We start from the raw sequence: 25,374 nt of genomic DNA on the forward strand, positions 1-25,374 counted from the left end.
CCACTAGCGCCCGGCGATACAGATCAGGACCGCAGGCTCTGGGCGATCTCCCAGATGTTGCCGTCAGGGTCGGCGAAAGCAGCTGTCCGCACACCCCACGGCCGGTCGACGGGGCCGTTGAGGAGGGTGACGCCGCGCTCGGCGAGCAGCGCGCACGCCGCGCCGGCGTCATCCACCCACACCGTGTACTGACAACGCGGCCCGCCACCGGCCGCGCCCACCGCCACCGGGGCGACCAGCTCGCCGGCCGCCGTCGACACGAGCAGGTTGACGATCGTGTTGTCGAACGTGAAGGCGGCCGACTCGCCGTCCTCATGGATGACCGGGGCACCGAACACCACGCGATAGAACTCCTTCGCGCGCCCCAGATCCTCGACGAACAGGGTGATGGCCCCGACGGACGCGAGCGACAGGCTCATGTGGACACTCCTCACAACGTGCTACGACGTCTTCCGGGGCTGATGACATCACACGGGTACGACAGTTCCCGCCCGGTCCGCGGCATCTCCTATGCTGACCAGCATGAGTGAAGATCGACTCCGGTACAGGGTGCTGACAGGGCCCGACGACGCGGCCTTCTGCGAGCGGGTCTCCGCGGCGCTGGCTGACGGGTACGAGCTGCACGGTTCGCCAGCGCTCACCTTCGACGGCTCACGGGTGATCGTCGCCCAGGCGATCGTGCTGCCGCCGGATACGGCGAAGCGGGCCTGACAGCGCCCGGTGATCCTGCCGGCCAGCTTCACCTACGGCAGCTATCCGGCCTTCTGGCGGCGGCCGGAGATTTCCTCGACCCGCGTACCTGGCAGGCCTCGTCAGCGCCGGCCCGGATCAGCCCGGCGGGCTGACCGGAGGCCCGCGCGAGGCGGCCGGGCCCGGCTGACGCTGACCGGTTCACCGGCGCGGGGCCAGGTCTCCGTGGCCGCCCGCTCCCAGGCAGTTTCGGCCGAGCCCGAATGTGGTCGACTCGGCGCCCCGTTTGGCCGATGGTTCTGTCGGCGTGTGACCTCAATGGACGCACGCTGCCAGAACGAACGCAAACGGGAGCGTGCATGTCCAGATCGGACAGCAAGATCATACGGCGCGGGCCGGGGAAGCTGGCTCTGACCGGCTTCCTCGCCGTAGCCACGGCAGCGACAGTCGTGTCGTGCCCGGCGGTGAGCCTGGCGGCTGACGGCCGGCCGGCAGAGGCGGCGACCTTCGCCCAGGCCAGTGCCGCCGCCCGGCAGGGCCGCAAGCCGGTCGAGGTACTGGAGGCCAGGACGGAGACCGCGCAGGTCTTCGCCGCGCCGGACGGAAGTTTCACCTACACCGAGCACATGGTCCCCCAGCGCGCCCGCCGCGCGAACGGTACCTGGGCAGACATCGACACCAAGCTCCGCAGGAACCCCAACGGGACGGTCTCGCCGGGTGCGACCACCATGGACGTCGCGTTCTCCGGCGGCGGCGACAAGACGCCCATGGCCACGATGAACCGCAACGGTAAGGCGATGAAGCTGTGGTGGCCAGGCAGCCTCCCGGCTCCGGTCCTCAAGGACAACGTCGCCACCTACCCCGAGGTACTCGCCGGGGTGGACCTCCAGATCACCGCGAACGCCGACTCGTTCGTGCACGTGATCGTGGTGAAGAACTCTGCCGCCGCCGCGAACCCGGCGCTGGCCAGCCTGCGGTTGCGTACCGGCCTGGAGGGCGTGAGCATCCGGCACGGCGACGGTGACCGGCTGGAGGCCGTGGACAGCGGCGGTGAGCCCGTCTTCCGTGGCGCCTCCGCCGTGATGTGGGACTCCAGTGGCAAGCCGGGCGACGGGCGTGTCGAGCCCCGGCAGGCGAAAGTCGGCGTGCAGGTGGCCGCCGACGCGCTGACGCTGGTACCTGACGCGGCGATGCTGCGGGATCCCAACGCGGTCTTCCCGCTGCACATCGACCCCGTCTGGCAGGAGGCCACGGGTACCCGCAGCCACCACACGGTGCTGCGCAAGAGCTTCCCCGACCAGAAGAACTACGACAAAACCTCGGGGCTGGGCAGCAACGACGACACGAAGGGTGTGCTGCGCGCCGGGTACAACTTCGACTCCAGCGGCACCTACACCGACCGCTCGCTGTTCCAGATGAACATCGGCGCGGTGAAGTACGCGCGCATCAACAGCGCGAAGTTCCGGCTGACCCATTCGTGGTCGGGCGCCGGCTGTGGCAGCAACGGGCAGAAGCTGTGGACGAACCTCCACTCCGTCCAGCCCTTCGACGCCAACACGTCCTGGAACACCGCATGGAACAAGGGCGGCACCGGCTGGGGCGCGATCCTGGCCCAGAGCGACGCGGTACGCCGCTACGGCGACACCTGCGGATACGGCACAGTGGAGTTCAACGTCACCGCGAAGACGGCCGAGCGCGCCGCCGCCGGTGACGCGAACCTGTGGCTGGGCCTGAAGTCGGCGAGCGAGTCCGACACCCGGTACTGGCGGCGATACCGCCCCGACGCGGTGATCCAGATCCAGTACAACAACGCCCCGAACGCCCCGGTACCTCCTGCCGCGAGCGCCACGGACGGCAAGCCGTGCGTGACGGGCGACGCCCGGCCCTGGGTGACCGTGGACAACCCGGCTCTGGCGGTCTCGCACTCCGACCCGAACTCCGCGCAGGCCACTCTCACCACCGACTTCTACTGGTGGGAGAGCACGGGCAGCCGGAGCGAGACGAACAAGGTCTCCAAGACCTGGGCCAGGGGCACCTCAGAGTCCCAGGCGATTCCCGCAGGCCGCCTCGCCGACGGCAAGACGTACTTCTGGCAGGCTCGGACCTACGACGGCATCGACTACGGGCAGTTCTCCGCCGTATGCGAGTTCAGCGTCGACCTGACGAAGCCGGACACCCCGGCCACGCCGCAGGCTGCGAAGTACAACGGCAGCACGCCGACCGGCGGGCCGGGCATCCCCGACACGTTCACGCTGCTCCCGCCGGCGGCCAAGCCCGCAGAGGTGGTCGGCTACGCCTACTCCTTCGACCCGGGTGCCACGGCGGCGTCGGCGATCCAGGTGAACACGGTCGACGCCCAGTACCGGGCTGTCCTCATCATCGCCCCGCCGGACCACGGCTCGCAGACCCTGCGGGTCTGGGCGAAGGACCGGGCCGGCCGGACCTCGGCGGCGCCGGCGACGTTCACCTTCCTCGTCTCCCCCGGTGGCCTCGCGGCCAGCTGGGCCTTCGAGGGCACCGCGCCCGGCACGGACACCGCGGCCAAGGACCCGGCGAGCGGTAACCCGCTGAACCTGAACCCGATCCAGGTCAGCGGCGTGACCATGACCGACGGCCGTTCGCACACCACGGCCGCGCCGAACAAGGCGCTGCCGCTCAGCGGCTCGTACGCCGCCGAGGCCACCGGCCCGCTCAAGGTCAAGTCCGGTGGCGTCCAGACCTCGATCTCCACAGCGAACAGCTTCACGGTCGCCGCGTGGGTCAAGCTCAGCTCGGCCGGCAGCACGCCACAGGCCGCCCTCGCGCTCAACGGCACCAACACGGCCGGCGTGATGCTCGGCTACGCGGGTACCGGCCAGAAGTGGGTCTTCCAGATGGCAGACACCGACACCGCGGCACCTGCGGCGAGCGCGCTGCACGCCGCGACCTCGGACGCCGTGGCCGTCGCAGGCCGCTGGACGCACCTCGCGGGCACCTACGACCCCGTGACCAAACGCCTGACGCTGTATGTCAACGGCATCGCCCAGGCCACCACCTCCGTGCTCACCACCGGCTTCAACGCCACGGGGAAGGTCTCGGCCGGCGCGCAGCTCTGGGACGGCGCGACCTACCGCAGGCACCTGACCGGCGCGGTCGACGGCGTCCAGGTCTACAACACGCGGCTCGACGCGGCGAAGATCCAGCTGCTCGCCCGGCCGGTTGCCCCGACGGTCACGGTGCTCACCGCCGCGCCGTACACGCCGGGTCAGGCCGTGCAGGTGAAGCTCGACGCGAACGGCGACCCGAACGTGACGGCGTTCGCCTACAGCGCCGGGTCGGCGATCCTGGACAAGGCCGCCAGCCCGGTGAACGCCACGGCAACGGTGACCATCACGCCGCAAGCCCCTGGCCTGCTGAACATCTTCGGCATCAGCAAGACGGGCACTGTGGACAGTGAGGTGGCGAGCACCACGATCACAGTGGGCTCCAAGCCCTCGCTGCAGGGCCGCGTGATCGGAACATCCGGTACCGGTATCGGCCAGGCCACCGTCTCCCTCGAACCGGGCGGTCACCAGGCCACCTCCGACGCCAGCGGCTTCTTCAGCTTCACCGGCCTGTCGACCGGCGGCTACGTGCTGTCGGCGACCGCAGGGAGCGTGTGCGGGCTGAGCGGCTCGACCGAACTCCAGATCACCCGCGACCTCGTCCACAACCTCGAACTACAGCCGACGGTCACGGACTCCTTCGGTTACGCCTGCTCGGCGGTCGCCGGCTCCACGTACGTCACCGCCGACAACCAGATCACCCTCAGCGGCGACAACGCCGTCGCCCGGATCGACCTGCCCTTCACCGTCCAGTACTACGGCGAGGCGGTCAGCGCGCTGTGGGCAGACACCAACGGCGTGGCCTACACCCGTGACCCGGGTACGTCCTCCGCGCAGCCGGTGGCGATCCCTGGCCGGAGCGCCCCGAACGGGCTGATCGCGCCGTACTGGGCCGACCTGGTCCTCAACCCCGAATACGCCGGGGTGTTCACCAAGACCGTCGGCTCGGCTCCGAACCGGCAGTTCGTGGTCGAGTGGCGGTACGCCGCGCTGGCCAGCTCGCCGGAGAACTGGTTCGGCTTCGAGGCGATCGTCGGCGAGAACGGCGACATCACCTTCCGGTACAACGACGTCGACACCGAAGCCGAGACCGGCGGGTCCGCTGTGGTGGGCATCGAGAACCGGTACGGCTCGACCGGCATCGGTTACTCGGCCTTCACCCCGGTGATCAACCCGGCGACCGCCGTCACGTTCACGTACCCGGAGGTACCGGACCAGCCGGCCACGTACAGCATCTCGGGTACCGTCACCGCCGCGGGTATCACCGCCGTGGGGGCAACCGTCACGCTCGACCCGCTGGGCCTGTCCGCCGTGACCGACGCGCAGGGCAAGTACCGGTTCGACGGGCTGCCCGCCGGGGACTACCACGTGATCGGCCAGCTCTGCCGGTCCTCGCAGGCCGCCGACATCACCCTGGCAGCCGACACCGTGCAGAACTTCGCCCTCACCCAGGCGGCCGACTCGTTCGGCTACACGTGCACGATCGAGCAGGCGGCGTTCGTGCCCGCCGACCAGACCGTGCTCGGCCTGAGTGGTGACGACGTCAGCACCCAGGTGCAGCTGCCGTTCCCGTTCCCGTTCTACGGGCAGAACGTCACCTCGGCGTCGGTCGCCACCAACGGGTACCTGACCCTCCTGCCCTGGGACACCGACTACGGCAACAACGAGTCCGGGCCGATCCCGTCAACGGAGGGCCCGGAGGCGCTGATCGCGCCGTTCTGGGACGACCTGGTGGTCGACGCGCAGGCCAGTGTCCGGACCACGGTGACCGGCACGGCACCGGACCGGCAGTTCGTGATCGAGTGGCGCAACGTCACGCACTTCAACGACAACACCGTCCGGCTGTCCTTCGAGGTGGTGCTCGGCGAGAACGGCTCCATCATGTTCAGCTACGACGGCATCGACCCGGCTGGCCCGGACAAGGAACGCGGCGCCTCGGCGACCGTGGGCCTGGAGAACTTCGCCGGCAACTCCGGCCGGGTGGTCTCCTTCGGCGAACCGGTACTGGTGACCGGCGAGTCGGTGAAGTTCAGCTACCCCAGCACCGTCGCGCAGGCCAACGCCTCGATCAGCGGCACGGCCACCGTCGGCGGCTCGGTGCCGGCACCGGGAATCCTGGTCAAGCTCGGCCCGGAGGTGCGGTTCGCCCTCACTGACGCGCAGGGCAACTACTCCTTCACCGGCCTCTACCCGGGCGGCTACACAGTCACAGCGCACTACTGCGGCCAGGCCGGCACGGCGAACGTCACGGCTGCGGCGGGCACGATCGCTCCGGCGATCAGCGTGCCGGCGGTGTCCGGTGCCTACGGCTGCTCAGAGTCGGTGCAGTCGTTCGTCACCGGTGACACCGTGCTCGACCTGACCGGCGACGACGCGATCAAGGAAATCACGACGCCGTTCCCGATCACGCTGTACGGGCAGCAGACCAGCACCCTCCACGTCAGCACCAACGGCGTGATCTCCACGATCGCCGGCAGCCAGCTGAACATCCAGCAGACCCATCAGCTGCCCGGCGACGTCGCGCCGAACGGCCTCATCGCGCCGTTCTGGGAGGACCTGGTCATCGACGAGCAGTCCCAGGTCCTGACGAAGACGACCGGCAGCGGGCCCAACCGGCAGTTCGTCGTCGAGTGGCGCGACGCCGAGTTCTTCGGCATTGAGGACCGGATCAGTTTCTCCGTGGTCTTCTCCGAGAACGGCCAGATCACCTTCCACTACGAGGGTCAGGCCTCCACCCGGGAACGCGGCGCCAACGCCACCGTGGGCCTGGAGAACTCCACCGGCACCGCCGGATTCACGTTCAGCCACAAGCAGCCCATCCTCACCAGCGGCCGGGCCATCGTGCTCACGCCGCAGGCATGACGGGAGCCAGACACACCATGAGACAGCGAAAAACAGCCCGCATAGCGGTGCTGGCAATGGTCCCAGTGCTGGGCCTGGGCATCTTCCAGGCCCCAGCACTGGCAGCGAAGGACAAACCCTTCCGTCCCGGCCAGCCAGCCAAGGTCCCGGCCGTCAAAACCCGTGATCTCGTACCAGGAAAGAGCGAGCTCCCCGGCCAGGCCGCCCGGCTCGAAGCCGAGAAGCGCCGCCCGGCCGCCCCGGTCTGGCCCGCGGCGACCACCACGGAGGTCGACCTCGCCACCCCGCAGGCCGCCGGAGCCGCAGCGGCACCCCGGGCACAGGCACCCGGCACCCCGGTGTCGATCGGTACCCGGGGCAGCGCCGGCAAGATGAAGGTCACCGTCTTCGGCCGCGACACCGCCAAGGCGTCCGGCGTGGACGGTGTCCTGGCCCGGGTCGACCGCGCCGACGGCAAGCGCGGCCCGGCCGCGGCGGAGGTGACGGTCGACTACTCGGCCTTCGCCTCCGCGTACGGCGCGGACTGGTCCTCCCGGCTGCGCCTGGTCACCCTGCCCGAGTGCGCGCTGACCACCCCGTCGGCGGCCGGCTGCTCCAGCACGCCGCTGACGTCGAAGAACAACGCCTCGGCGCGCTCGGTCACGGCGACGGTCCCGGCGGGCTCCCTCGTCGCCACCGAGGCCGCACCGGCCGGTGGCAGCGGCGACTACACCGCGACGAAGCTCCAGGCCTCGTCGACCTGGTCGGCAGGCGGGAACGCCGGCGGCTTCTCCTGGTCGTACCCGATGCGCGTTCCGCCAGCCACCGGCGGCCCCGCCCCGAACCTGTCGCTGAGCTACTCCTCCCAGTCGGTCGACGGCCAGACGGCGGCGGAGAACAACCAGCCAGGCTGGGCGGGCACCGGTTTCGAGTTCGCGCCGGGCGGCTACATCGAGCGCAGGTACAAGACCTGCCTCGACGACATGTCCGGCGGGAACAACAGCGAGAAGACGTCTGACTTCTGCTGGGCGACCGACAACGCCACGTTGTCCCTGGACGGGCACTCGGGCGAGCTGATCTACAACGCCACCGACGGGTTCTGGCACCTGCGCAACGACGACGGTTCCCGTGTCGAGCGCCGGACCGGTGCGTCCAACGGCGACAACGACGGCGAGTGGTGGGTGGTGACCACCACGAACGGCACGCAGTACTGGTTCGGCCGGAACCGGCTGCCCGGCTGGGCTTCCGGCAACGCCGAGACCAAGTCGGCGTTCACGGAACCCGTGTTCGGCAACCACAGCGGCGAGCCCTGCAAGGCCGCCACGTTCGCGGCCTCGGCGTGCGACCAGGCGTGGCGGTGGAACCTCGACTACGTGATCGACGTGCACGGCAACACCATGTCGTTCTGGTATGAGAAGGCGACGAACAAGTACGCCAAGAACATGAAGAACGACAGCCCCGTCCCGTACGTACGGGATGGCTGGCTGACCCGGATCGACTACGGCACCCGGTCCAGCAAGGACCTGATCGCCGACCCGTCGCAGGCGACCGCCGTCGACTCCGTGCTGTCCACGCCGGCTCCGATGAGCGTGGACTTCACAGTGGACGACCGCTGCCTGAGCGGCTGCGGCACCCACGACGCCGCCCACTGGACCGACACGCCTTGGGACCAGGAGTGCCTCGGTTCGACGTGCGACGACGTGTCGCCGACGTTCTGGACCACGAAGCGGCTGAAGCAGGTCACGACGAAGGTCAGGGACGGCAGTGGGTACCGGCCGGTCGAGACCTGGACCCTCACGCACACCTACCCCGACCCGGGTGACACCACGCGGGCCCCGTTGTGGCTGGCGAAACTCTCGCACGCTGGCGGGACCACGACCGTCCCCGACATCGAGTTCGGCTGGGTGCAGAAGGCCAACCGGGTCGACGCGGTGGCAGTGGACGGCCTGGCCCCGATGAACTGGTTCCGGCTGAACGAGATCAAGTCGGAGACGGGCTCCGTCACCACAGTCACGTACTCCGCCGAGGACTGCGTCAAGGGCTCGAAGATGCCGAGCACCAGTGCCCTGCACCTCAACAAGTACCGGTGCTACCCGGTGCGGTGGATGCCGGAGGGCGCGCCGGAGGCAAAGCTGGAGTTCTTCCACAAGTACGTCGTCACCGAGGTCCGGGAGAAGGACAACACCGGCGGCACCGCGCCGTTCGGCAGCCCGACTGTGCTGACCACGTACGCCTACCCGGCCGACGAGGGCGCCTGGCACTACACCGACGAGGATGGCCTGACGAAGGACGAGAACAAGACCTGGTCGGTCTGGCGCGGCTACGGCCAGGTGACCACGAGCAAGGGCGACGTCTCCGCTGGTGACCAGCCGACCAGGACGGTCACCACCTACTTCCGGGGAATGCACGGCGACAAGCTGCCCTCGGGAACCCGTAGCGTCACGATGCCTGCGGTCGACATGAACGGCAACCAGAACACCGCCGACGCTGGCATCGACGCCGAAGCTGTCACCGACGAGAACGACTTCGCCGGTACCACCCGCTCCACTACCGTCTACAACGGGCAGACGGGAGCGGAGATCTCCAGCAACGTCACCAAGCCCTGGCGGTCCGGCGCGGCAACGGCTTCGCGTGCTCTCAATGGCGTGACGGTCGAAGCGCGCCGGACGGGGACGGAGCACACGCACGCCCGGGTCGCTCTCGACCACGCCCCGTGGTGGCGGACGACCTCGACGCACACCGCCTTCGATGCGCAGGGCATGCCGGAGCGGGCCGACGACTTCGGCGACGACGCGACCCCTGCCGATGACCAGTGCACGGTCACGACCTATCTCCGCAACACCTCCGGGTGGGTGATGACCACGGCCAAGGAGGTCACCAAGTACGCACTGAAGTGCACCTCTGCGACCACGCCGGCCACACTCACCGAGGACGACGTCCTTTCCAACGTGCGGACCTCGTTCGACAGCAAGCCCTACGGGGCCATGCCCTCGAAGGGCCTGCCGACCCAGATGGCCACGGCCACGGCCTGGACGGCTGGTAACCCGACGGACCAGGCGGTCGTGAAAACCAAATACGACAGCCATGGCCGGGTGGTCGAGACCACCGACGCCCTCAACCGCACGACGAAGACGGCGTTCACGCCGGCCACCGGAGGCCCGGTCACGCAGAACGTGGTCACCAAGCCGGCCCCGGCCAGCTTCACCACCACCACGGTGCAGGACCCAGCGTTCGGCAATCCGGTCACCATTACTGACACCAACGGCAAGAGAGTCGAGCTCCAGCACGACGGGCTCGGCAGGCTCACCGGCGTCTGGCTGCCTGGCAGGATCAAGGGCACCGACACGGCGAACCAGACCTACACCTACCTGGTCCGGCAGGACGGGCCTGTCGTGGTCACCACCGCCCAGCTCAACGCCGCTGGTGGCTACAACACCAGTTACGCGCTTATGGACGGCCTGCTCCGCGGCCGCCAGACCCAGAAGTCCTCACCCTCGGGCGGCCGGGTCGTCACCGACACCTTCTACGACAGCGCTGGCCGCGAGAAGCTGGTCTACGGCTCCTACCACGACAGCCGTGGCGGGCCGGGCACCACACTCGTGACCCCAGCCGACCGGCACGACGTTCCTGACCAGAGCTTCACGCTCTACGACGGCGCCGGCCGGGTGAACGCTGTGGTGTTCGACCCGTACAACAATGGCGAGCGGTGGCGCACCAGCACCGTGACCTGGGGTGACCGTGCCGACGTGACACCGCCGGCCGGTGGGGTCCGCGCCTCGAAGTTCACCGATGCCCGGGGCAACACGACGGCGATCCGCCAGTACGGAGAGCCCGACGCGGCCAGCCAGGTCACGACGAGCTACACGTTCAACCGCAAGAACCAGCTCCAGCGGATCACGGACAACGCCGGAAACCACTGGGACTACACCTACTACCTGTCGGGCCTGGTCAGGACGACCCAGGACCCTGACTCGGGCACGACGACACTGAATTACGACAAAGCCGGCCAGATCGTCAGCGCTACCGATGCCCGCAACATCACGCTGGTCACGCAGTACGACGAGCTGGGCCGCAAGCTCGCCCAGTACAAGGGGGACGTGGCTCCGGCGAACCTCCAGGCGAGCTGGGCCTATGACACCGCGGTCTTCGACGGCACATCGACGCCGGCCAAGGGCTACCTGGCTTCGTCGACCCGGTGGCTGAACAACGGCACGGAACCCTACAAGAGTTCCGTGCTTGGTTACACAGCGAACTACCTGCCGACCGGGGCGACAGTCAGCATCCCCGGCGGAGAGACCGGCCTGGATGGCACCTACACCTCCCAGACCACGTACAAGCCGGACGGCAGCCCGTACCGGGCGAGCTTCCCTGGTGCCGGCGACCTGGCCGGGGAAACCACGACCGTGCTGTACGACCCTGTCCTGGGCCTGCCGTACGGCCTGGACTCCGTCCTCGGCACCACACAGTCGAGCCTGGTGGAGAACACCAGCTACGACGCCGTGGGCGAGGTCAGCCAATTCACCCTCTACACCGGCCGGTACTCGCAGACCGGTTCCCGGGCGTGGATCACCCTCAACCGTGACGTCGTCACGGGACGCACGATAGGCATCAGGACGAGCCGCGAGGCAGCGGCCCCGAACGTGGTGTCCGACGTGAGTTACGCCTACGACAACGCCGGAAACATCACCCGGGCCGGTGACCAGGCGTCCGGAGACACGCAGTGCTTCCGGTACGACGCCCTGCGCAGGCTGCGCGAGGCGTGGACCCCGTCGGGCGGCGTCTGCGGGCAGCCGTCGGTGACGCTCGGCGGCCCGGCCCCCTACCGGACCAGCTGGGAGGTCGACAGCGCCGGAAACCGCACCCAGCAGACCGAGCATCCGATCACCACGGGTGGAACGGCCAGGACGATCGGGTACACCTACCCGGCGGCCGGCTCACCCCGGGCACACGGCGTGACCGGCACGACCGGCGGCCTGGTGAGCACCTACCGGTACGACGAGGCGGGCAACGTGCTGTGCAGGCCACTGGCCCCGCAGAACACGTGTCCCGCCTCAGGTCCGGCGACCGGCAGCCAGACGTTCACCTGGGACGCGTCGGGCCGGGCGGAAACGAGCACTGACGCCACCGGCACGTCGAGCTACGTGCACGACGCCGACGGCAACCGGCTGATCCGGCGCGACCCGGCGGGCAAGACGCTCTACCTGCCCAGCCAGGAGATCCGGTACACCACCGCTACCGGTGCGAAGACCACCACCCGGTACTTCGGCCTGGCTGGCCGCCAGCTCGCCAGCCGCAACGGCGCGGGTCTCACCTGGTTGACAAGCGATCACCAGGGCACAGCCGGCGTGGCGCTGAACGCGGCCAGCCAGTCCGCCGCGATCCGCAGGCAGACCCCGTTCGGCGCCACGCGCGGCGGGATAGCTGGCTGGGCCAACACGCAGGGATTCGTCGGTGGCACGAACGACGCCAACGGCCTGGTGCACCTGGGCGCACGGGAGTACGACCCGGCCACGGGCAAGTTTCTTAGCGTCGACCCGATGATCAGCAAGGACGATCCACAGTCGCTGACCGGCTACGGCTACGCCAACCACAACCCGGTCACGACGTCCGACCCGGCCGGCACCTGCGTGCTGATCGACGAGACGAACTGCGCGCCCGGCACCCAGGGCAAGTGGACACCGCCACCGGCGCCCGACCCGAAGAACCCGCCGCCGAGGAGGAAGTGCGACGCGGCGTGCAAAGCGGAGAACCAGCGGCTCATCGCGTTGTTCGAAGCGCAGCGGCGGGCCTACATGGACGGCCAGAAGTGCGTGAACGAAGGCCGCGACCTGTGCTGGATGTCCGCAGAGCCTGAGTGGCGGGTCGTCAGCCAGTCGACCTACCGCGGCATCCCGGACAAGTCTCTGCGAATCGGCGAGCCGGGCTTCAACTTCGAGGACCCGTCCGGCCAGAACAGGTACTTCGAGGCCGCCAAGACGGTGACCAAGGGCACAGCGCTGGAGTTCAGCTGGGGTGAGGGTTTCTCCACCACCGACTCAGCCTCTATCGGCGCGGAACTCGGCATCGGCGGGACCTACACCGCGGAAGAAACGACGGAGACGAACAAGAGCAGAGCGGAGAGCCATTCCCGCGAGGAGAGCACATCCAGCAACGTCGGCGCGACCAACATCCCCTACAACCATGCGGCATACGGCTACCCCGTCTACAACGAGGTGGATTTCGTCGCGATGATCTACATCGGGAACAAGCACATCGGCACGGTGTATGGCACAGCCAGATACCGGGTCGGCCAGGGCATCAACGTCGTTCCGGCGAACGAGGTGCCTGACACCGACATCACTGCGGACGGCTACATAGGTCTCAAGTAGTAACAATGCAGGCTGGCCTGGGATCACCGCACTCCGGTGTCCCAGGCCAGCCCCATCTACAGCACTGCAGGCTCAGCGGGCCGGCTGGTACCGGATCTCATGACCGGCCGCTTCCGGAGCTGCGAACCGGAGCAGCGACGCGCCCTCCGTCTCTACCTCGTCGCGTTCCCTGCCGGTCAGCTTGCGGAGGGGTTCAATGCCGAGGGTCGCCGAGCCCCTGCGGCCCTTCTCACGGCGTACCGTCCACAGTGCTGCGACAGACCCGTCGACCAGGATCGTTCCCGGTTCGATGTTGGTCTTCATGAGCTCATCGCGGCGGGCCGCGTACTCCGGGGACACCACGCGGCTGCGGTCGTGGTGGGACCGCAGGACGTTGTCGAAGTCGTACAGGTAGCGGACCGGGGCCGGCGTGTCCGGGGCGGGCCGGGGCGCGTCCAGCAGGTCGTAGTAGCCGCCGCCGAGATCGGCCAGCCTCATCCCGGCCACGACCTCGGCCAGTTTCGTCAGGCCGGACCAGACCTGCATGTCGCGGACGGTGGCGGGGCCGAACGCCGCCAGGTACCGGATGATCAGCTTTTCCATCGATGGCAGGGTCGTGACCGGCTCGCCGAGCCAGGCCTCCACTGTGGTGTGTCTCGCCAGGCCGGAAGCGCCCCACACACCCCGGGGCGGGGTCTGGACCAGGGCCAGCCCGGCCCGCGCGAGCTGGGCGAGCGCCGCGGGGTCACGCCCCGGCCACTGTTCGGCGAGGCGCCGCCCGGCTTCGGCGAAGGTCAGAGGTTCCGTGTCGAAGATCGTGCGGGCGGAGGCGACCACGGCCGCCTCGTCCAGCCCGGCCCATTCCTTGCCGAACGCCCCGCGCGTGCTGCGGTCGATCACCGGCTGGACCAGTGGCCGCCAGTCCAGCGCGTCCTGGGCGGTGACGAGGTGGATGGTGCTGCGCATCAGCGCGATCCGCACGACTTCCCTGCCGGTGAGCAGCCCGGAGACCTCGCGCGGGTCGAAGTCTGCCAGCCGCGACCACAGCCCGGTGTACCAGGTGTGCGGTGTCTGCGCCTGCAACCCCGCCAGCCGGCCGACCGCGTCGAGCGGGCTCACCCCGGCGCGTTCGAGGAGGAGCTGCCGGGCCAGCGTGGCCCGGTTCAGCGCACGCTGGCCCGGGGCGCTCACGCTCGTTCCAGGATCACGACCGGGATCGGCCGGCCGGCGACAGCCTGGTACCGGTCGTAGGTCGGGAAGATCTTCGTCATGATCGGCCACAGCTCCTGCTTGGCGGCCTCGCTCGCCGTGCTGGCCACCGCCGTGAACTTCTCCGGCCCGACCTGGAGGTGTACCTCGGGCTGCTCGGTCAGGTTGTGGTACCAGCCGGGGTGCTTCGGGTCTCCCCCGTTGGAGGCGACGATCAGGTACCGCCCCTGGTGCTCCCCGTAGATCAGCGGTGTCCGGCGGAGTTTCCCGCTCCGGCGGCCCCTGGTGGTGAGGAGCAGGGTGGGCATCCCCTGGTACAGGTGCCCGTCGGCCCCGTCGCTGTCGACGTACCGCTGGATGTGCCTGGCGATCCAGCCTTCGGTGTTGTCCACCACGTCTTCCGTCATGCACGTCACGATACCGACCGGGTGGCGGGGATTGCGGCAGCAAAGTTTAGGGTAGCCTAAGCAACATGAGCGACGGCAAGAAGAAGGTAACCGTGCACCGCGCCACTGTGCTGCACACCGAGCGGCTTACCCCGCACATGATCCGGGTGACGCTCGGCGGGGGTACGCTCGGCGACTTCTCGGCCGGCGAGTACACCGACCACTACGTCAAGCTGGTCTTCCCGCTGCCCGGCGTGGACTATCCGCAGCCGTTCGACATCGCGGAGGTCCGCGCGACGATGGGCCGGGAGCTCTGGCCCCGGATCCGGACCTACACCGTGCGGTCCTGGGACCAGGTCACCCGCGAGCTCGTGATCGACTTCGTGCACCACGGCGACGAGGGCATCGCCGGCCCGTGGGCCGCTGCCGCCCGGCCCGGCGACGAGCTGATGTTCATGGGCCCCGGCGGCGGCTACGCCCCGAGCCCGGACGCCGCATGGCACCTGCTCGCCGGCGACGAGAGCGCGCTCCCGGCGATCGGCGCCGCACTGGAGGGCATGCCCGCAGGGGCACGCGCCCTGGTCTTCGCCGAGGTGGCCGGCCCGGAGGACGAGCAGAAGCTACTGTCCGGCGGCGGGATCGAGATCTTCTGGCTGCACCGTGGCGAGCGCCCGATCGGTGAGGCGCTGCTGGAGGCGGTCCGCGCGCTCGACTTCCCCGAGGGCCAGGTGCAGGCGTTCGTGCACGGCGAGGCCAACTTCGTCCGGGACCTGCGCCGCTTCCTGCGCTTCGACAAGGGCGTCGACCGGGCGAACCTGTCGATCTCCGGTTACTGGCGGCGCGGGGCCGACGAGGACGCCTGGCAGGCCACGAAGCAGGACTACAACCGCGACCCCGACGAGGCCGCCAAGCAGGCTGCCTGACCACCGCTCCGCCGTCACGGGCACCGGACATCCCCGGTGCCCGCGCCCGCGTCGCCACCCGGTCACCGTGCCCGCGGCACCGCGCGCAGCCCGGAGTGCATGTGACTGGCCGGACCACCGTCCGGCATGACGAAAGTGGCCGTGGAGTACTTGCCGTCCACCGCCTCAGCCTGGACAAACGTGTTACCCGCCAGGTGGACGTACCGGGCTGACGTCCCGGTCATGCCGAACGCCTGGGCCGTCTCGCCCGGCACGGTCGTGACCAGCAGCCCGCCACCCTCCGGGGTGACGTGGTGCGTGACCAGCGTGTCGACATACTCGCCCGCGTACGGCTCGGGGCTCACCGGCCGCGGATCGGCGGGCGGGGCCACCCCTGCGGGTATCTCGATGCCGGTGAGCTCGCTGATCAGCGGGAGCAGCAGCCCGTCGAACACCCGGAACGCGTTGCCGCCGTTGACCACGGCCGCGATGGCGAACCCGGCCTCCGGGACGACCCGGAAGAACGCCGTCTGCCCTGGCGTGTTGCCGTCGTGCCCGGCTGCCATCGTCCCGCCCCAGTCGAACAGCATCCAGCCGAGCCCCCAGTGCTGGACTCCGCGGCCTGCCACGCCCGGTACCGGCACCTGCCGCTCCCAGCCGCGCCCGGCCGCCGCCGGGGACAGGATTCCGGGCCGGCCGCCCTCCAGGAACAGCCGGGCGAACTCCAGCAGCACGCGGGGCGTGGTGCACAGCGAGGACCCGGCGGGCGCGAGGGAGCGCGGCAGCTGCCAGACCGGCGTCACTTCCTGGCCGCCCTCCCTGATGAGGTGGCCCGCTGCCGTCCGGCGCAGGATGGCCTCCTCCGCGAACAGCGCCACCGGCCCGAGTCCCAGCGGCTCGATCAGGTGTTTCCGGAGGGCCGCTTCCCACGGCATGCCCCGCAGTGTCGCGATCAGGTGGCCCAGGACGACGTATCCGGAGTTGCAGTAGGAGAACAGCTCGCCGCGTCCGGCGATCGAGGTGGCGCCGGCGAGTGCCGCCACCAGGCGCCCGACTGCGTCGTCGCCCCGCCCGAGGTCGTCGAACACGTCTCCGGCGAAGCCGGTCGTGTGCCGCAGCAGGTCACGCGGGGTGAGCGCCGCGGCGGCGTCCTCGTCGGCCAGCCGGAGGTCAGGGAGGTAGGCCCGGACCGGGGTGTCGAGGTCCAGCAGCCCCTCGTCCACGAGCTGGTGGGCCAGGGTGGCTGTCCACAGCTTGGTGACCGAGCCGATCTGGAACAGGCTGTCCGTGGTCACCGCGAGACCGGTGTCCCGGTTCAGCACGCCGGCCGCGGCCTCCGTGATCTCACCGCCGGCCAGGTAGGCGATCGCCGCTCCGGGAATGTCGCCGTCCCGGACCGCGTCGGCGATCCGTGCCTCCAGGTCACTCATGGCGCCCCTCCCTCAGCGCTCGCGCGCCTCCGGAGGATCCTTTCAGGACATGGGTGCGGGCGTCTGCCCCGGTGACACCCTTCTTTTCCTGGTACTGGCCTGCGCCAGCACCAGCACGAACCCCGCCAGCAGGTACCCGGCGAGCACGTCCGACAGCCAGTGCACGCCCAGGTAGAGGCGGGAGAAGCCGATCAGCCCGGCGAGTGCGGCGGCGCCCAGCCAGATCGGCAGGCGCCTGGCCGGCCAGCGGCGTACGGCGAGCCAGGCGATGAGCCCGTAGACGACAGCAGCCTGCGTGGCGTGCCCGGACGGGAAGGCGTACCCGACGGCTGTCGTCAGCGCGTCGGCCACGTCTGGCCGTGGCCGGGCGAGCAGCGCTTTGAGGATCTGCACCACGAGCGCCGTACCGCCGGCCACCGCACCGAGCACGACGGCGTCCCGCCAGCGCCCGGCCCGGGCCGCCCGGGGTCCGAGCCACGCGGCGCAGCCCAGGAGCAGCGGAAACGCGACCCAGCCGCTGCCGAGTACGGTGACGGCCTGCATCGCGGCGGTCAGCCAGTCCGACCGGTTGCCGGCCAGCCAGGACGACACCCGGGCGTCCCACGTGGCGGTACCGGGCAGGAGCAGGGCCGTGGCCAGGGTCAGCATGATCCGCGTCATCGCCTAACAGGCTAGCCCCGGCAGCACCCTAACGGGACAGAAGGTACGGACTCCGGCCCTATTCGACCGCCAGGCGCGGGTACACCGGGCGGAGCGGCGGGAGGGTGCCGCCGGCCGGGGTGCACTGGTGGCTGATCTTCGCCGCGAGGTCCGGCACGAAGGGTTCGAGTTCGCGGCCGAGGACGCGGCAGGTGGCCAGCAGCCGGCCCAGGATTCCGGCCGCGCCGGTGTCCCCGTCGCGCAGCAGCTCCCACGGCCGGGTCTGCTCCAGGTACCGGTTGGCCTCTTCCACGATCGTCCACACCCCGGCCGCCGCGCGGCGGAAGTCGAACCCGGCCAGCGCGCTGTCCACTGCCGACGGCACGCCGGCGCACACGGGCAGCGGCTCGCCGCCGGGCACGGCTCCGCCCAGCTTCCCGAGGAGCGTCACGACCCGGCTGACCAGGTTGCCCGCGCCGCCTGCCAGGTCCTCGTTCGCCCTCGCGACCAGCCGTTCGACGGTGAAGTCGGCGTCGCCGGTTTGTGGTACCTCGCGCAGCAGCCACCAGCGGAGCGCGTCGGTGCCGTACCGGGCGGCCAGGTCAGCCGGTTCGGCCCCGTTCCCCGCCGACTTACTGATCTTGCGGCCGTCCACCGTGAGGTAGTCGTGGACCAGGATCTCGGTCGGCAGCGGGAGCCCGGCCGACAGGAGGAGCGCTGGCCAGTACACGGCGTGGAAGCGGAGGACGCCCTTGCCGGCCAGGTGGACCCGGCGCCCGTCACCGCTGCCCCACCACTTCTCGTAGGCCGCGCCCCCGGTGCCGTAGCCCAGGCTGGTCACGTAGTTGCCGAGGGCGTCCCACCAGACGTAGACGACCTGACCCGGGTCGCCGGGTACCTCGATGCCCCAGCCCCGCGCGCGTTCCCGCGACCGGGAGATCGAGAAGTCACGCAACCCGCCGTCGATCAGCGCGAGTACCTCGTTGCGCCTGGCGGGCGGCTCGATCACCAGCCTGCCGGAAGTGATCGCCTCCCGCAGCGGCTCCGCGTACCGGGAGAGGCGGAAGAACCAGTTCTCCTCGGCGACCCGCTGCGGCGGGGCCTCGTGGTCGGGGCAGGTGGTGGTGTCGGTCAGGTAGTGCTCGCAGCCGACGCAGTACAGGCCCTCGTAGGTCGACCGGTAGATGTCAGCGGCGCAGTCCCGCCACAGCCGCTCGACACCGGCCCGGTGGCGCGGGTCGGTGCTGGTCCGGATGAAGTCGTCGAACGTCAGGCTCAGCGGCTCCCGCAGCGCCTCGAACGCCGCGGCGTTGCGGTCCACGAACTCCTGCACCGGCAGGCCGGCCGCCTCGGCGGCCAGCAGGTTCTTCAGGGAGTTGTCGTCGGTACCGGTCAGCAGCCGCACCTCGCGGCCTCTGCGGCGATGGTGCCTGGCCAGTACGTCGGCCTGGACGGCCTCCAGCGCGAAGCCGACGTGCGGGGCGGCGTTGACGTACGGGAGGGTTGTGGTCAGGAAGATCGTGCCGGTCATCGGAACCTCCGGGAGAAGACGCCCAGGGCTCCGGATCGAGGCCCTGGATACAGGGCCTCGCACGCGCACGCGTCAGCAGCAGCCCCAGCGGGGCATCATCACTGCGCAGGCGGTACGGAACATGCCGCGACAGTAACACACGGCCCCTGAACATCCCCAGATCCAGAAATTCCGGAAACGATGGCTAACAGCCGCATTGAATACGTATTCAGGAATGACTGCTCGTGCACCCATCAGAGCAGCATTTTCTGCCCGGCCAACGTTTGACCTGGTCACCCGGTGCTGGTCATGATGCGCCGATGAAGGCTCGACGGTTACCGGCAGTGCTCGCCCTCACAATCGGCCTGGCCGCCACCACGGCCGGCGCGTCCGCCTGCTCGTCCGGTGGCGACGCCGGCTCGACGGACTTCGCCGGCGAGATCGTGATCGGCGCGAACCTGGAGCTGTCGGGCCCGGCGGCCGGGCTCGCGGTCAACCACTCCAACGCGTTGAAGATCGCCGCGGAGCAGGCCAACGAGAACGGGATCGTGGTCGCCGGCAAGCTGTACAAGATCAAGCTGGTCATGAAGGACAACGGTGGCGACCCGGCGAAGGCCGCCGCCCTGGCCAGGGAACTGGCCGCGGAGAACGCGGCCGGCATGATCGGCGCGAGCACCACGCCCGTGTCGATGGGCCTGCTGGGCCCCGCGGAGGAACTGGGCCTGCCCACGGTGACCCTCGCGGCCAGCGACGCCCTGGTCAAGCCGGTCGAGCAGCGCAAGCACTTCTTCAAGGTCTCGCCGAACGGCTCGGACATCGCGCTGTCGATCGCCGACCGGGCGCAGCGGATGGGCGGGAAGAAGATCGGCATCCTCGCGACGAAGGGCGCGTACGGCGACCTGATCCTCCAGTTCATGAAGCCGGCGATCGAGGCGAAGGCCGGCGACGGGCTCGAGGTCGTCCAGGTGGAGCGGCTCGCGGAGGACGGCTCGGACGCGCAGGCCAGGGTGCAGGCGCTCCTGGCTGCCAAGCCCGACACGATCGTCCTCGGCGCGCTGATGCCCGCCATCGGGCACGCGGTTGGCGTGATCGCCGCGTCCGGCTACCAGGGCAAGGTCTTCCTCGACCCGTCCGCTGGCGCCGACCAGCTGCTCGCCGGGTCCGTGCGGCAGGCAGCCGAGGGGATGTACATGGTGCACCCGTCGGTGCTCGACTCGAACACTCTGGTGAACACGCCGTCGCGGCTGGCTCAGGAGGCCTTCCGCAAGCGGTACGTGCTGGAGCACAACACTTTCTCCGGCCTGGCCCCGAGCGCCTACGACGCCTTCCAGCTCATCGTGAACGCCGTCGTGAAGGCCGGCAAGACGAGCAGGCCAGCCGTCCGTGACGCCCTCGAAACGTCCACACACGACGGTATCGCCGGCAACTACGCCTTCACGCCCGCCTACCACGGCGGTATGCAGGCCGACAGCCTCTCGCTGTTCGCCGTCCGCAATGGCGGGTGGTCCCTGGCGACCTGACCGCGCCCGTCGGTACTGTGTGCCGGGTGTGCGGACGGTTCGTGAACAGCAAGGCTCCCGAGGAACTGGCCGAGATCTTCGCCGCCGAGCGGCTGGTGCTCGCCACCCGGCTCGGCCCCGACTACAACATCGCGCCCACCAAGCAGGTGTACGCCGTCCTCGAACGGCCGGGTGACCCCGCCGAGCGGCAGCTCCGCGTCCTCAACTGGGGCCTGGTCCCGTCCTGGGCGAAGGACGTGTCCAACGCGGCGAAGCTGACCAACGCCCGGATCGAGACGGCGGCGGAGAAGCCGTCCTTCTCCCGGGCCTTCGCCGCGCGCCGGGCCATCGTCCCCGCCGACGGGTACTTCGAGTGGCGCAGGCAGGACGGCGGCGTCAAGCAGCCGTACTACCTGCACCGGCCGGACGACCAGCCCCTCGCTCTCGCCGCGCTGTACGAGCTGTGGCGCAACCCGGCCCACGAGAACGGCCACCCGCAGGCCTGGTGGTGGAGCGCGACGATCCTGACCACCGAGTCGACCGGCGCGCTCCGCGACATCCACGACCGCACGCCGATGCTCGTCCGCCCGGACGCCTGGGACGCGTGGCTGTCCCCGGGCCAGGAGAAGCCGGCCGGCGCCCTGCGCGAAATGCTGATCCCGTCGACGGAGGAGCTTGTCGCCCGCCCCGTCTCGACGGCCGTCAACAGCGTCCGCAACAACGGCCCGCACCTCCTGGAACCGATGGTCGAGGCCGCTCCGCCGCTGTTCTAGGACCAGCCCCACCCTCGGCATCGCATCCAGGCCGGCCCGTTCACGACGATCCAGTCCAGGCCGTTCACGACGATCCAGTCCGGGCCGTTCACCACGATGCTGTCCGTGTCGTTCACGACGATCCGGTCCCCGTGCCCGTTCACCACGGACCGGTCCGTGCCGGTTCACCGGGAGGCGCGGACGTCCTCCACTGCCTCGCGGACGTCGGGATGCGCGTCTGTGGCGAGACCGTCCAGCAGTTCACCGACCCCGGGTGTCGACCACCGGGCGACCGCCCACACCAGATCGGCCCGCACGCCGGGGTCCGGGTGGCAGGCGAGGCTGGCCAGCTCCGCGAGCGGACCCCGCCTGCGCATTCCGAACCAGTGCAGCGCCTCCCTCAACGCGGCCGGTTCACCCGGATCGCCGGCGGCAGCGATCCTGGCGAGGAGAGTCCGGGCGGGCGGTGGCGGGCCATCCAGCGCGTGCGGATGCCGCTCCCGCAGGCGGCGTGAGCCGTACTCTCCCCGCACCCGGCAGCCGGTGCACGTACAGGGCCGGGTGCCGTGCGCGCCTGGCCAGTACCGCCAGCCGGCCACCTGTGGCACGGGGCGGATCCGGTGGATCTCGCCTGGCCGGATCGCCCGGGGTACGAAGACCTCCCAGCCGCGCGGGTCGCCCAGTGCGCGGACGCGCCGTACGGCCTCGGCTGCCGTGATGGTGGCCTGGGCCTGCCGGGCACGGTCGGCGTACCTCCCGGCGAGCACGGGCTGGTCGTCGCCGAGTCGCATGTGGACGGCCACGAACCCTCCCCTGCTGCCGAAGCGGGCCAGTTCACGCAGCCATTGGTGGGTGAGCGTGTACGAGGGCAGCACCGGGAAGCAGTACACCCCGCGCTCGCCGGCCTGGCCGTGGCCGGCGGCACGGATCCCGGATCGCCGGATGCGCGGCGCGTTGGCCGCCGAAGTCAGGTGCACGAACATCGCCACACCCGGATCGTAGCCACGGCCGGGTCACGCCAGGCGCCTCTCCCGTGGCCGGCCTCACCTGCACGCGACAGGCGAGGCCGGGGTGTGGCTGGCCTAGAAGTGCTCCACCAGCCACGGGGTTCGCTGCGGGAGCAGTGCGCGCAGTGCGGCTGCCGCTGACGGGCTCATCGCCTCGGCGTAACCCTTGAGCGGGAGTTCCGCCGGGTCCTGCGAGCCGTAGACGAGGGCTGAGACGCCGTGGCAGGTGAGGACGGCTTCGGGTTGCCCGGCTGCCTTCTCGACGGCGAGGCGGCCGTTGTCCGCTGACAGCCGCCAGGTACCGCCGACCAGGTCGTCACCGGTCACCTCCACCGTGACCGCCCCTGCGCCGGCCTCGATGCCGGTCAGGCCGGTCATGTTCAGTACCCGGGCCATCGGCGCGAACACGTCGGTCACAGTGGACTTCGCGGCCGTGGTGACCACGAGGTCGGTGAGCCACAGCTCCGGCCGGTCGGCGGGTGCGACCTCGACGTGGATCTCCTGGACCTGGTCGGCGTGCCGGGCGAGGTACGCGAGCAGCAGCGCCCGGGCCTGCGGATCGCGGTAGACCAGCGGCCCGCCGCGCAGCTCGCCGTGGTACCCGCTGATCGTGTACAGCAGCGCGCCCACCACCTCGCCACCGGCCCGCGCCAGCGCCACCCACGAGCCGCTGTGGTCGCGCGTGTGCCCGGCGCTGACCGGCCGACGCATCGCGTGCCCATGTGTGGCCTGCTGCCGCCCGGCGTGGAACGCCCGGTACTCCTCGAAAGCCTCGGCGATCGGGTGCCACGTCACCTCGCCGCCGAGGTCGGCCTTCAGCAGCGGGGCCAGTGATCGCGGGTCGATCGTGGCGGTAGCGTGGACGGGCAGGCTCGCGTACCCGAAGCGCTCGTAGAAGGACGCGCGGAACGGATACAGCGCGCTCACCGGGAATTCAGCGGCGGAGGCCTCGTGCAGCCCGTTGACGAGGGCGCGGACACGGCCGCCGTACCGGGCGTCCGGGGCCGAGGCGACGCCCGCGATCCCGGCCAGCGGCAGGACGGCATCGCGCACGTTCTGCGTCATGGGGATGCGGGTCGCGCAGGCCAGCGCCCGGTCACCGTCGAAGGCGCCGAGGGTCAGGTTCTCTGCGGAGTACTGCGGCAGGAACTCCGGTGCTGGCGAGTCGGCTCCCCAGAAGGCGTACTTCTGGATCGGGAACGACAGCGTGGCCCGCTCGTCAGCGGTGATCTCTCGGATCGTCATTGCTTGAGCTTCGCCGAAGCCATCGCCAGCACGCCAGCGACATTGAGCGTGTGCACCTGCCCGGCGAAGACCTCGGCCATCAGGTCGCCCAGCGGATGGAGTTCCACTGTGGTCTCCTCCAGGTCACCCGAGTCGGGCTGGGTGACCTGGCGGGCGTTACGGGCCAGGTAGATGTGCGCCTGGCCCAGGCCGCGCACCGCGCCGACGGTGAAGCTGCCGATCGGCTCCCAGCCGTCGGCCTCGTAGCCGGTCTCCTCCAGCAGTTCGCGCTGGATGCCGGCCAGCGGGTCCTCGCCGTCCTCCAGCATCCCGCCGGGCAGCGAGTAGGTGACGCAGCGCGGGCCGTGCCGGTATCCGCGCAGGATCACGACCCGCTCGTCGGGGGTGAGGGCGACGACGGTCGTCCACGACGGGGCTTCCGCCGTCAGGTAACCCTCGATCACCCGGCCGTCGGGCAGCCGGACGTCCTCGGCGTACACCTTCAGCCAGTGCTTGTAGGCGAACAGCTCGCGCTTGCTGATGACTTCCCAGTTCATCCGCCGATCTTCACACGGATGGCCGGCTCACATGTGCAGGCCCGGCGGGAGGCTGCCGGGGTCGGCGGCGGGCCAGGACACCGGGGCACCGAGTTTCGCCAGCTCGGTGACCTGCATCCGGAACCACGGGGAGGCGTCCGCGCCGGTCGAGGCGTAGTCGAGGCAGCGGCTCCACGTCCACCACGCCGTACCGTCCACTTCGGACGGGTCGGGGGCCAGCTCGCCGGTGATCCGGCCGCGCAGCACCGGGCACAGCTCGTTCTCGACGGTGCCGTCCGCCGCGACGGCGCGGTAGCGGAACTGCGGGAGGACCAGGGTCAGGCTGGTCAGCTCGGCACCGAGTTCCTGCCGGACGCGCCGGGCGACGGCCGCCGCCAGGCCCTCGCCGGGACCAGGGTGCCCGCAGCAGCTGTTGGTCCACACGGCCGGGAACGTCCGCTTGGACGGGGCACGCCTGGTGATCAGGACCTGGCCGGCCTCGTCCACCAGGTAACAGGAGAAGGCCAGGTGCAGCGGGGTGCTGCCATGGTGGGCGGTCAGTTTGTCCTCGGTGCCGATGGCGTGGCCGGTCTCGTCGACCAGCACGACCTGTTCGCCGCTCACTGTGCCTCCCTGGGGGTGAAAAACACATATAGTGTACGGATGACCACACCTCGCCGGCCAATCCGGCTGCTCGTGTTCGGGGCCGCCCTGCGTACGGGCTCACTCAACGCGCGGCTGGCCGGGCTGGCGGCCGACGCGATCCACGCCGAGGGAGCCGAGGCCGACCTCGCGCACATCCGCGACTTCGAGGTCCCGCTGTACGACGGCGACACGGAGAAGGCCCACGGCGTACCGGCCGGAGCGCTGGCCTTCCGCGACCGGCTGCTGACCGCCAACGGGTTCGTCATCTCCTCGCCGGAGTACAACGCGGCGATGCCCGGCGTGCTGAAGAACCTGATCGACTGGGTGTCCCGGCTCAAGCCGCAGCCCTTCGCCAAGGTACCGGCGCTGCTGATGTCAGCGTCACCGTCGATGGTCGGCGGCAACCGCGGGCTGTGGTCGCTGCGGGTACCGCTGGAGCACCTGGGTGCCCGGGTGTATCCGGAGATGTTCAGCCTCGCGCAGGCGCACCACGCGTTCACTGAGGACGGTGGCTTCGCTGAGGAGGAGCTGGGCCGCAGGTTCTCGGACACGATCGCAGGGTTCCTCGACCTGGTCGAGGCCGAGGTGCACTACCCGTGCGCCAAGCACGCCTGGGTCGAGTTCCTGGGCGAGCACGTGGACCCGGCCATCGACCGGGTCCAGGCGAGCTAGCT

Annotated in this window: 18 protein-coding genes; 7 read left to right on the top strand and 11 right to left on the bottom strand. The window is 70.2% G+C overall.

Features of this window, described 5'->3' with window-relative positions; translation table 11 throughout:
• Positions 1 to 23: 23 nt before the first annotated feature.
• Entirely contained in the window at positions 24 to 419 is a 396-nt protein-coding gene (locus A3G1_RS0105430; RefSeq protein WP_018348455.1) for a VOC family protein, read from the bottom strand.
• 103 nt (positions 420 to 522) lie between these two features.
• Between A3G1_RS0105430 and A3G1_RS0105435 the strand changes: the two genes are divergently transcribed.
• From A3G1_RS0105435 to A3G1_RS33295, 3 genes are all read left to right on the top strand, one after another.
• Positions 523 to 711, top strand: a complete 189-nt coding sequence (locus A3G1_RS0105435; RefSeq protein WP_026211837.1) for a DUF1737 domain-containing protein — start codon at positions 523 to 525, stop codon at positions 709 to 711.
• Between the two features lie 338 nt (positions 712 to 1,049).
• Entirely contained in the window at positions 1,050 to 6,635 is a 5,586-nt protein-coding gene (locus A3G1_RS0105440; protein ID WP_018348457.1) for a carboxypeptidase regulatory-like domain-containing protein, read from the top strand.
• 56 nt (positions 6,636 to 6,691) lie between these two features.
• The gene (locus tag A3G1_RS33295) at positions 6,692 to 12,982 is read left to right on the top strand and encodes an RHS repeat domain-containing protein (protein ID WP_051110435.1); all 6,291 of its coding nucleotides are present in this window, start codon (positions 6,692 to 6,694) and stop codon (positions 12,980 to 12,982) included.
• Between the two features lie 72 nt (positions 12,983 to 13,054).
• On the opposite strand, the gene A3G1_RS0105450 is transcribed toward A3G1_RS33295, so the two are convergent.
• Positions 13,055 to 14,152 carry a winged helix DNA-binding domain-containing protein gene (locus A3G1_RS0105450; RefSeq protein ID WP_018348458.1) on the bottom strand — a complete coding sequence of 366 codons (1,098 nt, stop codon included), beginning with the start codon at positions 14,150 to 14,152 and terminating at the stop codon, positions 13,055 to 13,057.
• Entirely contained in the window at positions 14,149 to 14,577 is a 429-nt protein-coding gene (locus A3G1_RS0105455) for a nitroreductase family deazaflavin-dependent oxidoreductase (RefSeq protein ID WP_018348459.1), read from the bottom strand. Before A3G1_RS0105455 ends, A3G1_RS0105450 begins: the two co-directional genes overlap by 4 nt.
• Before the next feature lie 65 nt (positions 14,578 to 14,642).
• Between A3G1_RS0105455 and A3G1_RS0105460 the strand changes: the two genes are divergently transcribed.
• Positions 14,643 to 15,479 carry a siderophore-interacting protein gene (locus tag A3G1_RS0105460; RefSeq protein WP_018348460.1) on the top strand — a complete coding sequence of 279 codons (837 nt, stop codon included), beginning with the start codon at positions 14,643 to 14,645 and terminating at the stop codon, positions 15,477 to 15,479.
• Positions 15,480 to 15,541: 62 nt separating this feature from the next.
• Here the strand turns inward: A3G1_RS0105460 and A3G1_RS0105465 are convergent, their stop codons facing one another.
• Genes A3G1_RS0105465 through metG form a run of 3 tightly spaced genes read right to left on the bottom strand, consistent with a single transcriptional unit; the run spans position 15,542 to position 19,058 of the window.
• Positions 15,542 to 16,888 (bottom strand): serine hydrolase domain-containing protein, encoded by a 1,347-nt coding sequence (locus A3G1_RS0105465; RefSeq protein WP_018348461.1) that lies wholly within the window; start codon positions 16,886 to 16,888, stop codon positions 15,542 to 15,544.
• A 42-nt stretch (positions 16,889 to 16,930) separates the two neighbouring features.
• Entirely contained in the window at positions 16,931 to 17,548 is a 618-nt protein-coding gene (locus A3G1_RS33300; protein ID WP_018348462.1) for a phosphatase PAP2 family protein, read from the bottom strand.
• Positions 17,549 to 17,606: 58 nt separating this feature from the next.
• The gene (gene metG / locus A3G1_RS0105475) at positions 17,607 to 19,058 is read right to left on the bottom strand and encodes a methionine--tRNA ligase (protein ID WP_018348463.1); all 1,452 of its coding nucleotides are present in this window, start codon (positions 19,056 to 19,058) and stop codon (positions 17,607 to 17,609) included.
• A 323-nt stretch (positions 19,059 to 19,381) separates the two neighbouring features.
• On the opposite strand from metG, the gene A3G1_RS0105480 reads away from it, so the two are divergent.
• Positions 19,382 to 20,557, top strand: coding sequence for an ABC transporter substrate-binding protein (locus A3G1_RS0105480; protein ID WP_018348464.1), 1,176 nt, complete (start codon positions 19,382 to 19,384; stop codon positions 20,555 to 20,557).
• Positions 20,558 to 20,583: 26 nt separating this feature from the next.
• Positions 20,584 to 21,309 carry an SOS response-associated peptidase gene (locus tag A3G1_RS0105485; RefSeq protein WP_026211839.1) on the top strand — a complete coding sequence of 242 codons (726 nt, stop codon included), beginning with the start codon at positions 20,584 to 20,586 and terminating at the stop codon, positions 21,307 to 21,309.
• Here A3G1_RS0105485 and A3G1_RS40350 read toward each other — a convergent pair.
• The 5 genes from A3G1_RS40350 to idi all read right to left on the bottom strand — a co-directional run bounded on the left by A3G1_RS40350 (position 21,306) and on the right by idi (position 24,679).
• Positions 21,306 to 21,455, bottom strand: coding sequence for a hypothetical protein (locus tag A3G1_RS40350; RefSeq protein WP_018348466.1), 150 nt, complete (start codon positions 21,453 to 21,455; stop codon positions 21,306 to 21,308). The genes A3G1_RS0105485 and A3G1_RS40350 overlap by 4 nt on opposite strands.
• 18 nt (positions 21,456 to 21,473) lie before the next feature.
• The gene (locus tag A3G1_RS0105495; RefSeq protein ID WP_040477665.1) at positions 21,474 to 22,271 is read right to left on the bottom strand and encodes a hypothetical protein; all 798 of its coding nucleotides are present in this window, start codon (positions 22,269 to 22,271) and stop codon (positions 21,474 to 21,476) included.
• A 99-nt stretch (positions 22,272 to 22,370) separates the two neighbouring features.
• Positions 22,371 to 23,540 (bottom strand): GNAT family N-acetyltransferase, encoded by a 1,170-nt coding sequence (locus tag A3G1_RS0105500; RefSeq protein ID WP_018348468.1) that lies wholly within the window; start codon positions 23,538 to 23,540, stop codon positions 22,371 to 22,373.
• Positions 23,537 to 24,076, bottom strand: a complete 540-nt coding sequence (locus tag A3G1_RS0105505) for an NUDIX hydrolase (protein WP_018348469.1) — start codon at positions 24,074 to 24,076, stop codon at positions 23,537 to 23,539. Before A3G1_RS0105505 ends, A3G1_RS0105500 begins: the two co-directional genes overlap by 4 nt.
• 27 nt (positions 24,077 to 24,103) lie before the next feature.
• Positions 24,104 to 24,679 carry an isopentenyl-diphosphate Delta-isomerase gene (gene idi / locus A3G1_RS0105510; RefSeq protein WP_018348470.1) on the bottom strand — a complete coding sequence of 192 codons (576 nt, stop codon included), beginning with the start codon at positions 24,677 to 24,679 and terminating at the stop codon, positions 24,104 to 24,106.
• Positions 24,680 to 24,718: 39 nt separating this feature from the next.
• On the opposite strand from idi, the gene A3G1_RS0105515 reads away from it, so the two are divergent.
• Complete coding sequence (locus A3G1_RS0105515; RefSeq protein ID WP_040477667.1) at positions 24,719 to 25,372, top strand: NADPH-dependent FMN reductase; 654 nt, start codon at positions 24,719 to 24,721, stop codon at positions 25,370 to 25,372.
• The last annotated feature ends 2 nt before the right edge of the window (positions 25,373 to 25,374 follow it).

It is taken from the genome of Longispora albida DSM 44784 (genome assembly GCF_000379825.1).
Classification (GTDB): Bacteria; Actinomycetota; Actinomycetes; order Mycobacteriales; family Micromonosporaceae; genus Longispora; species Longispora albida.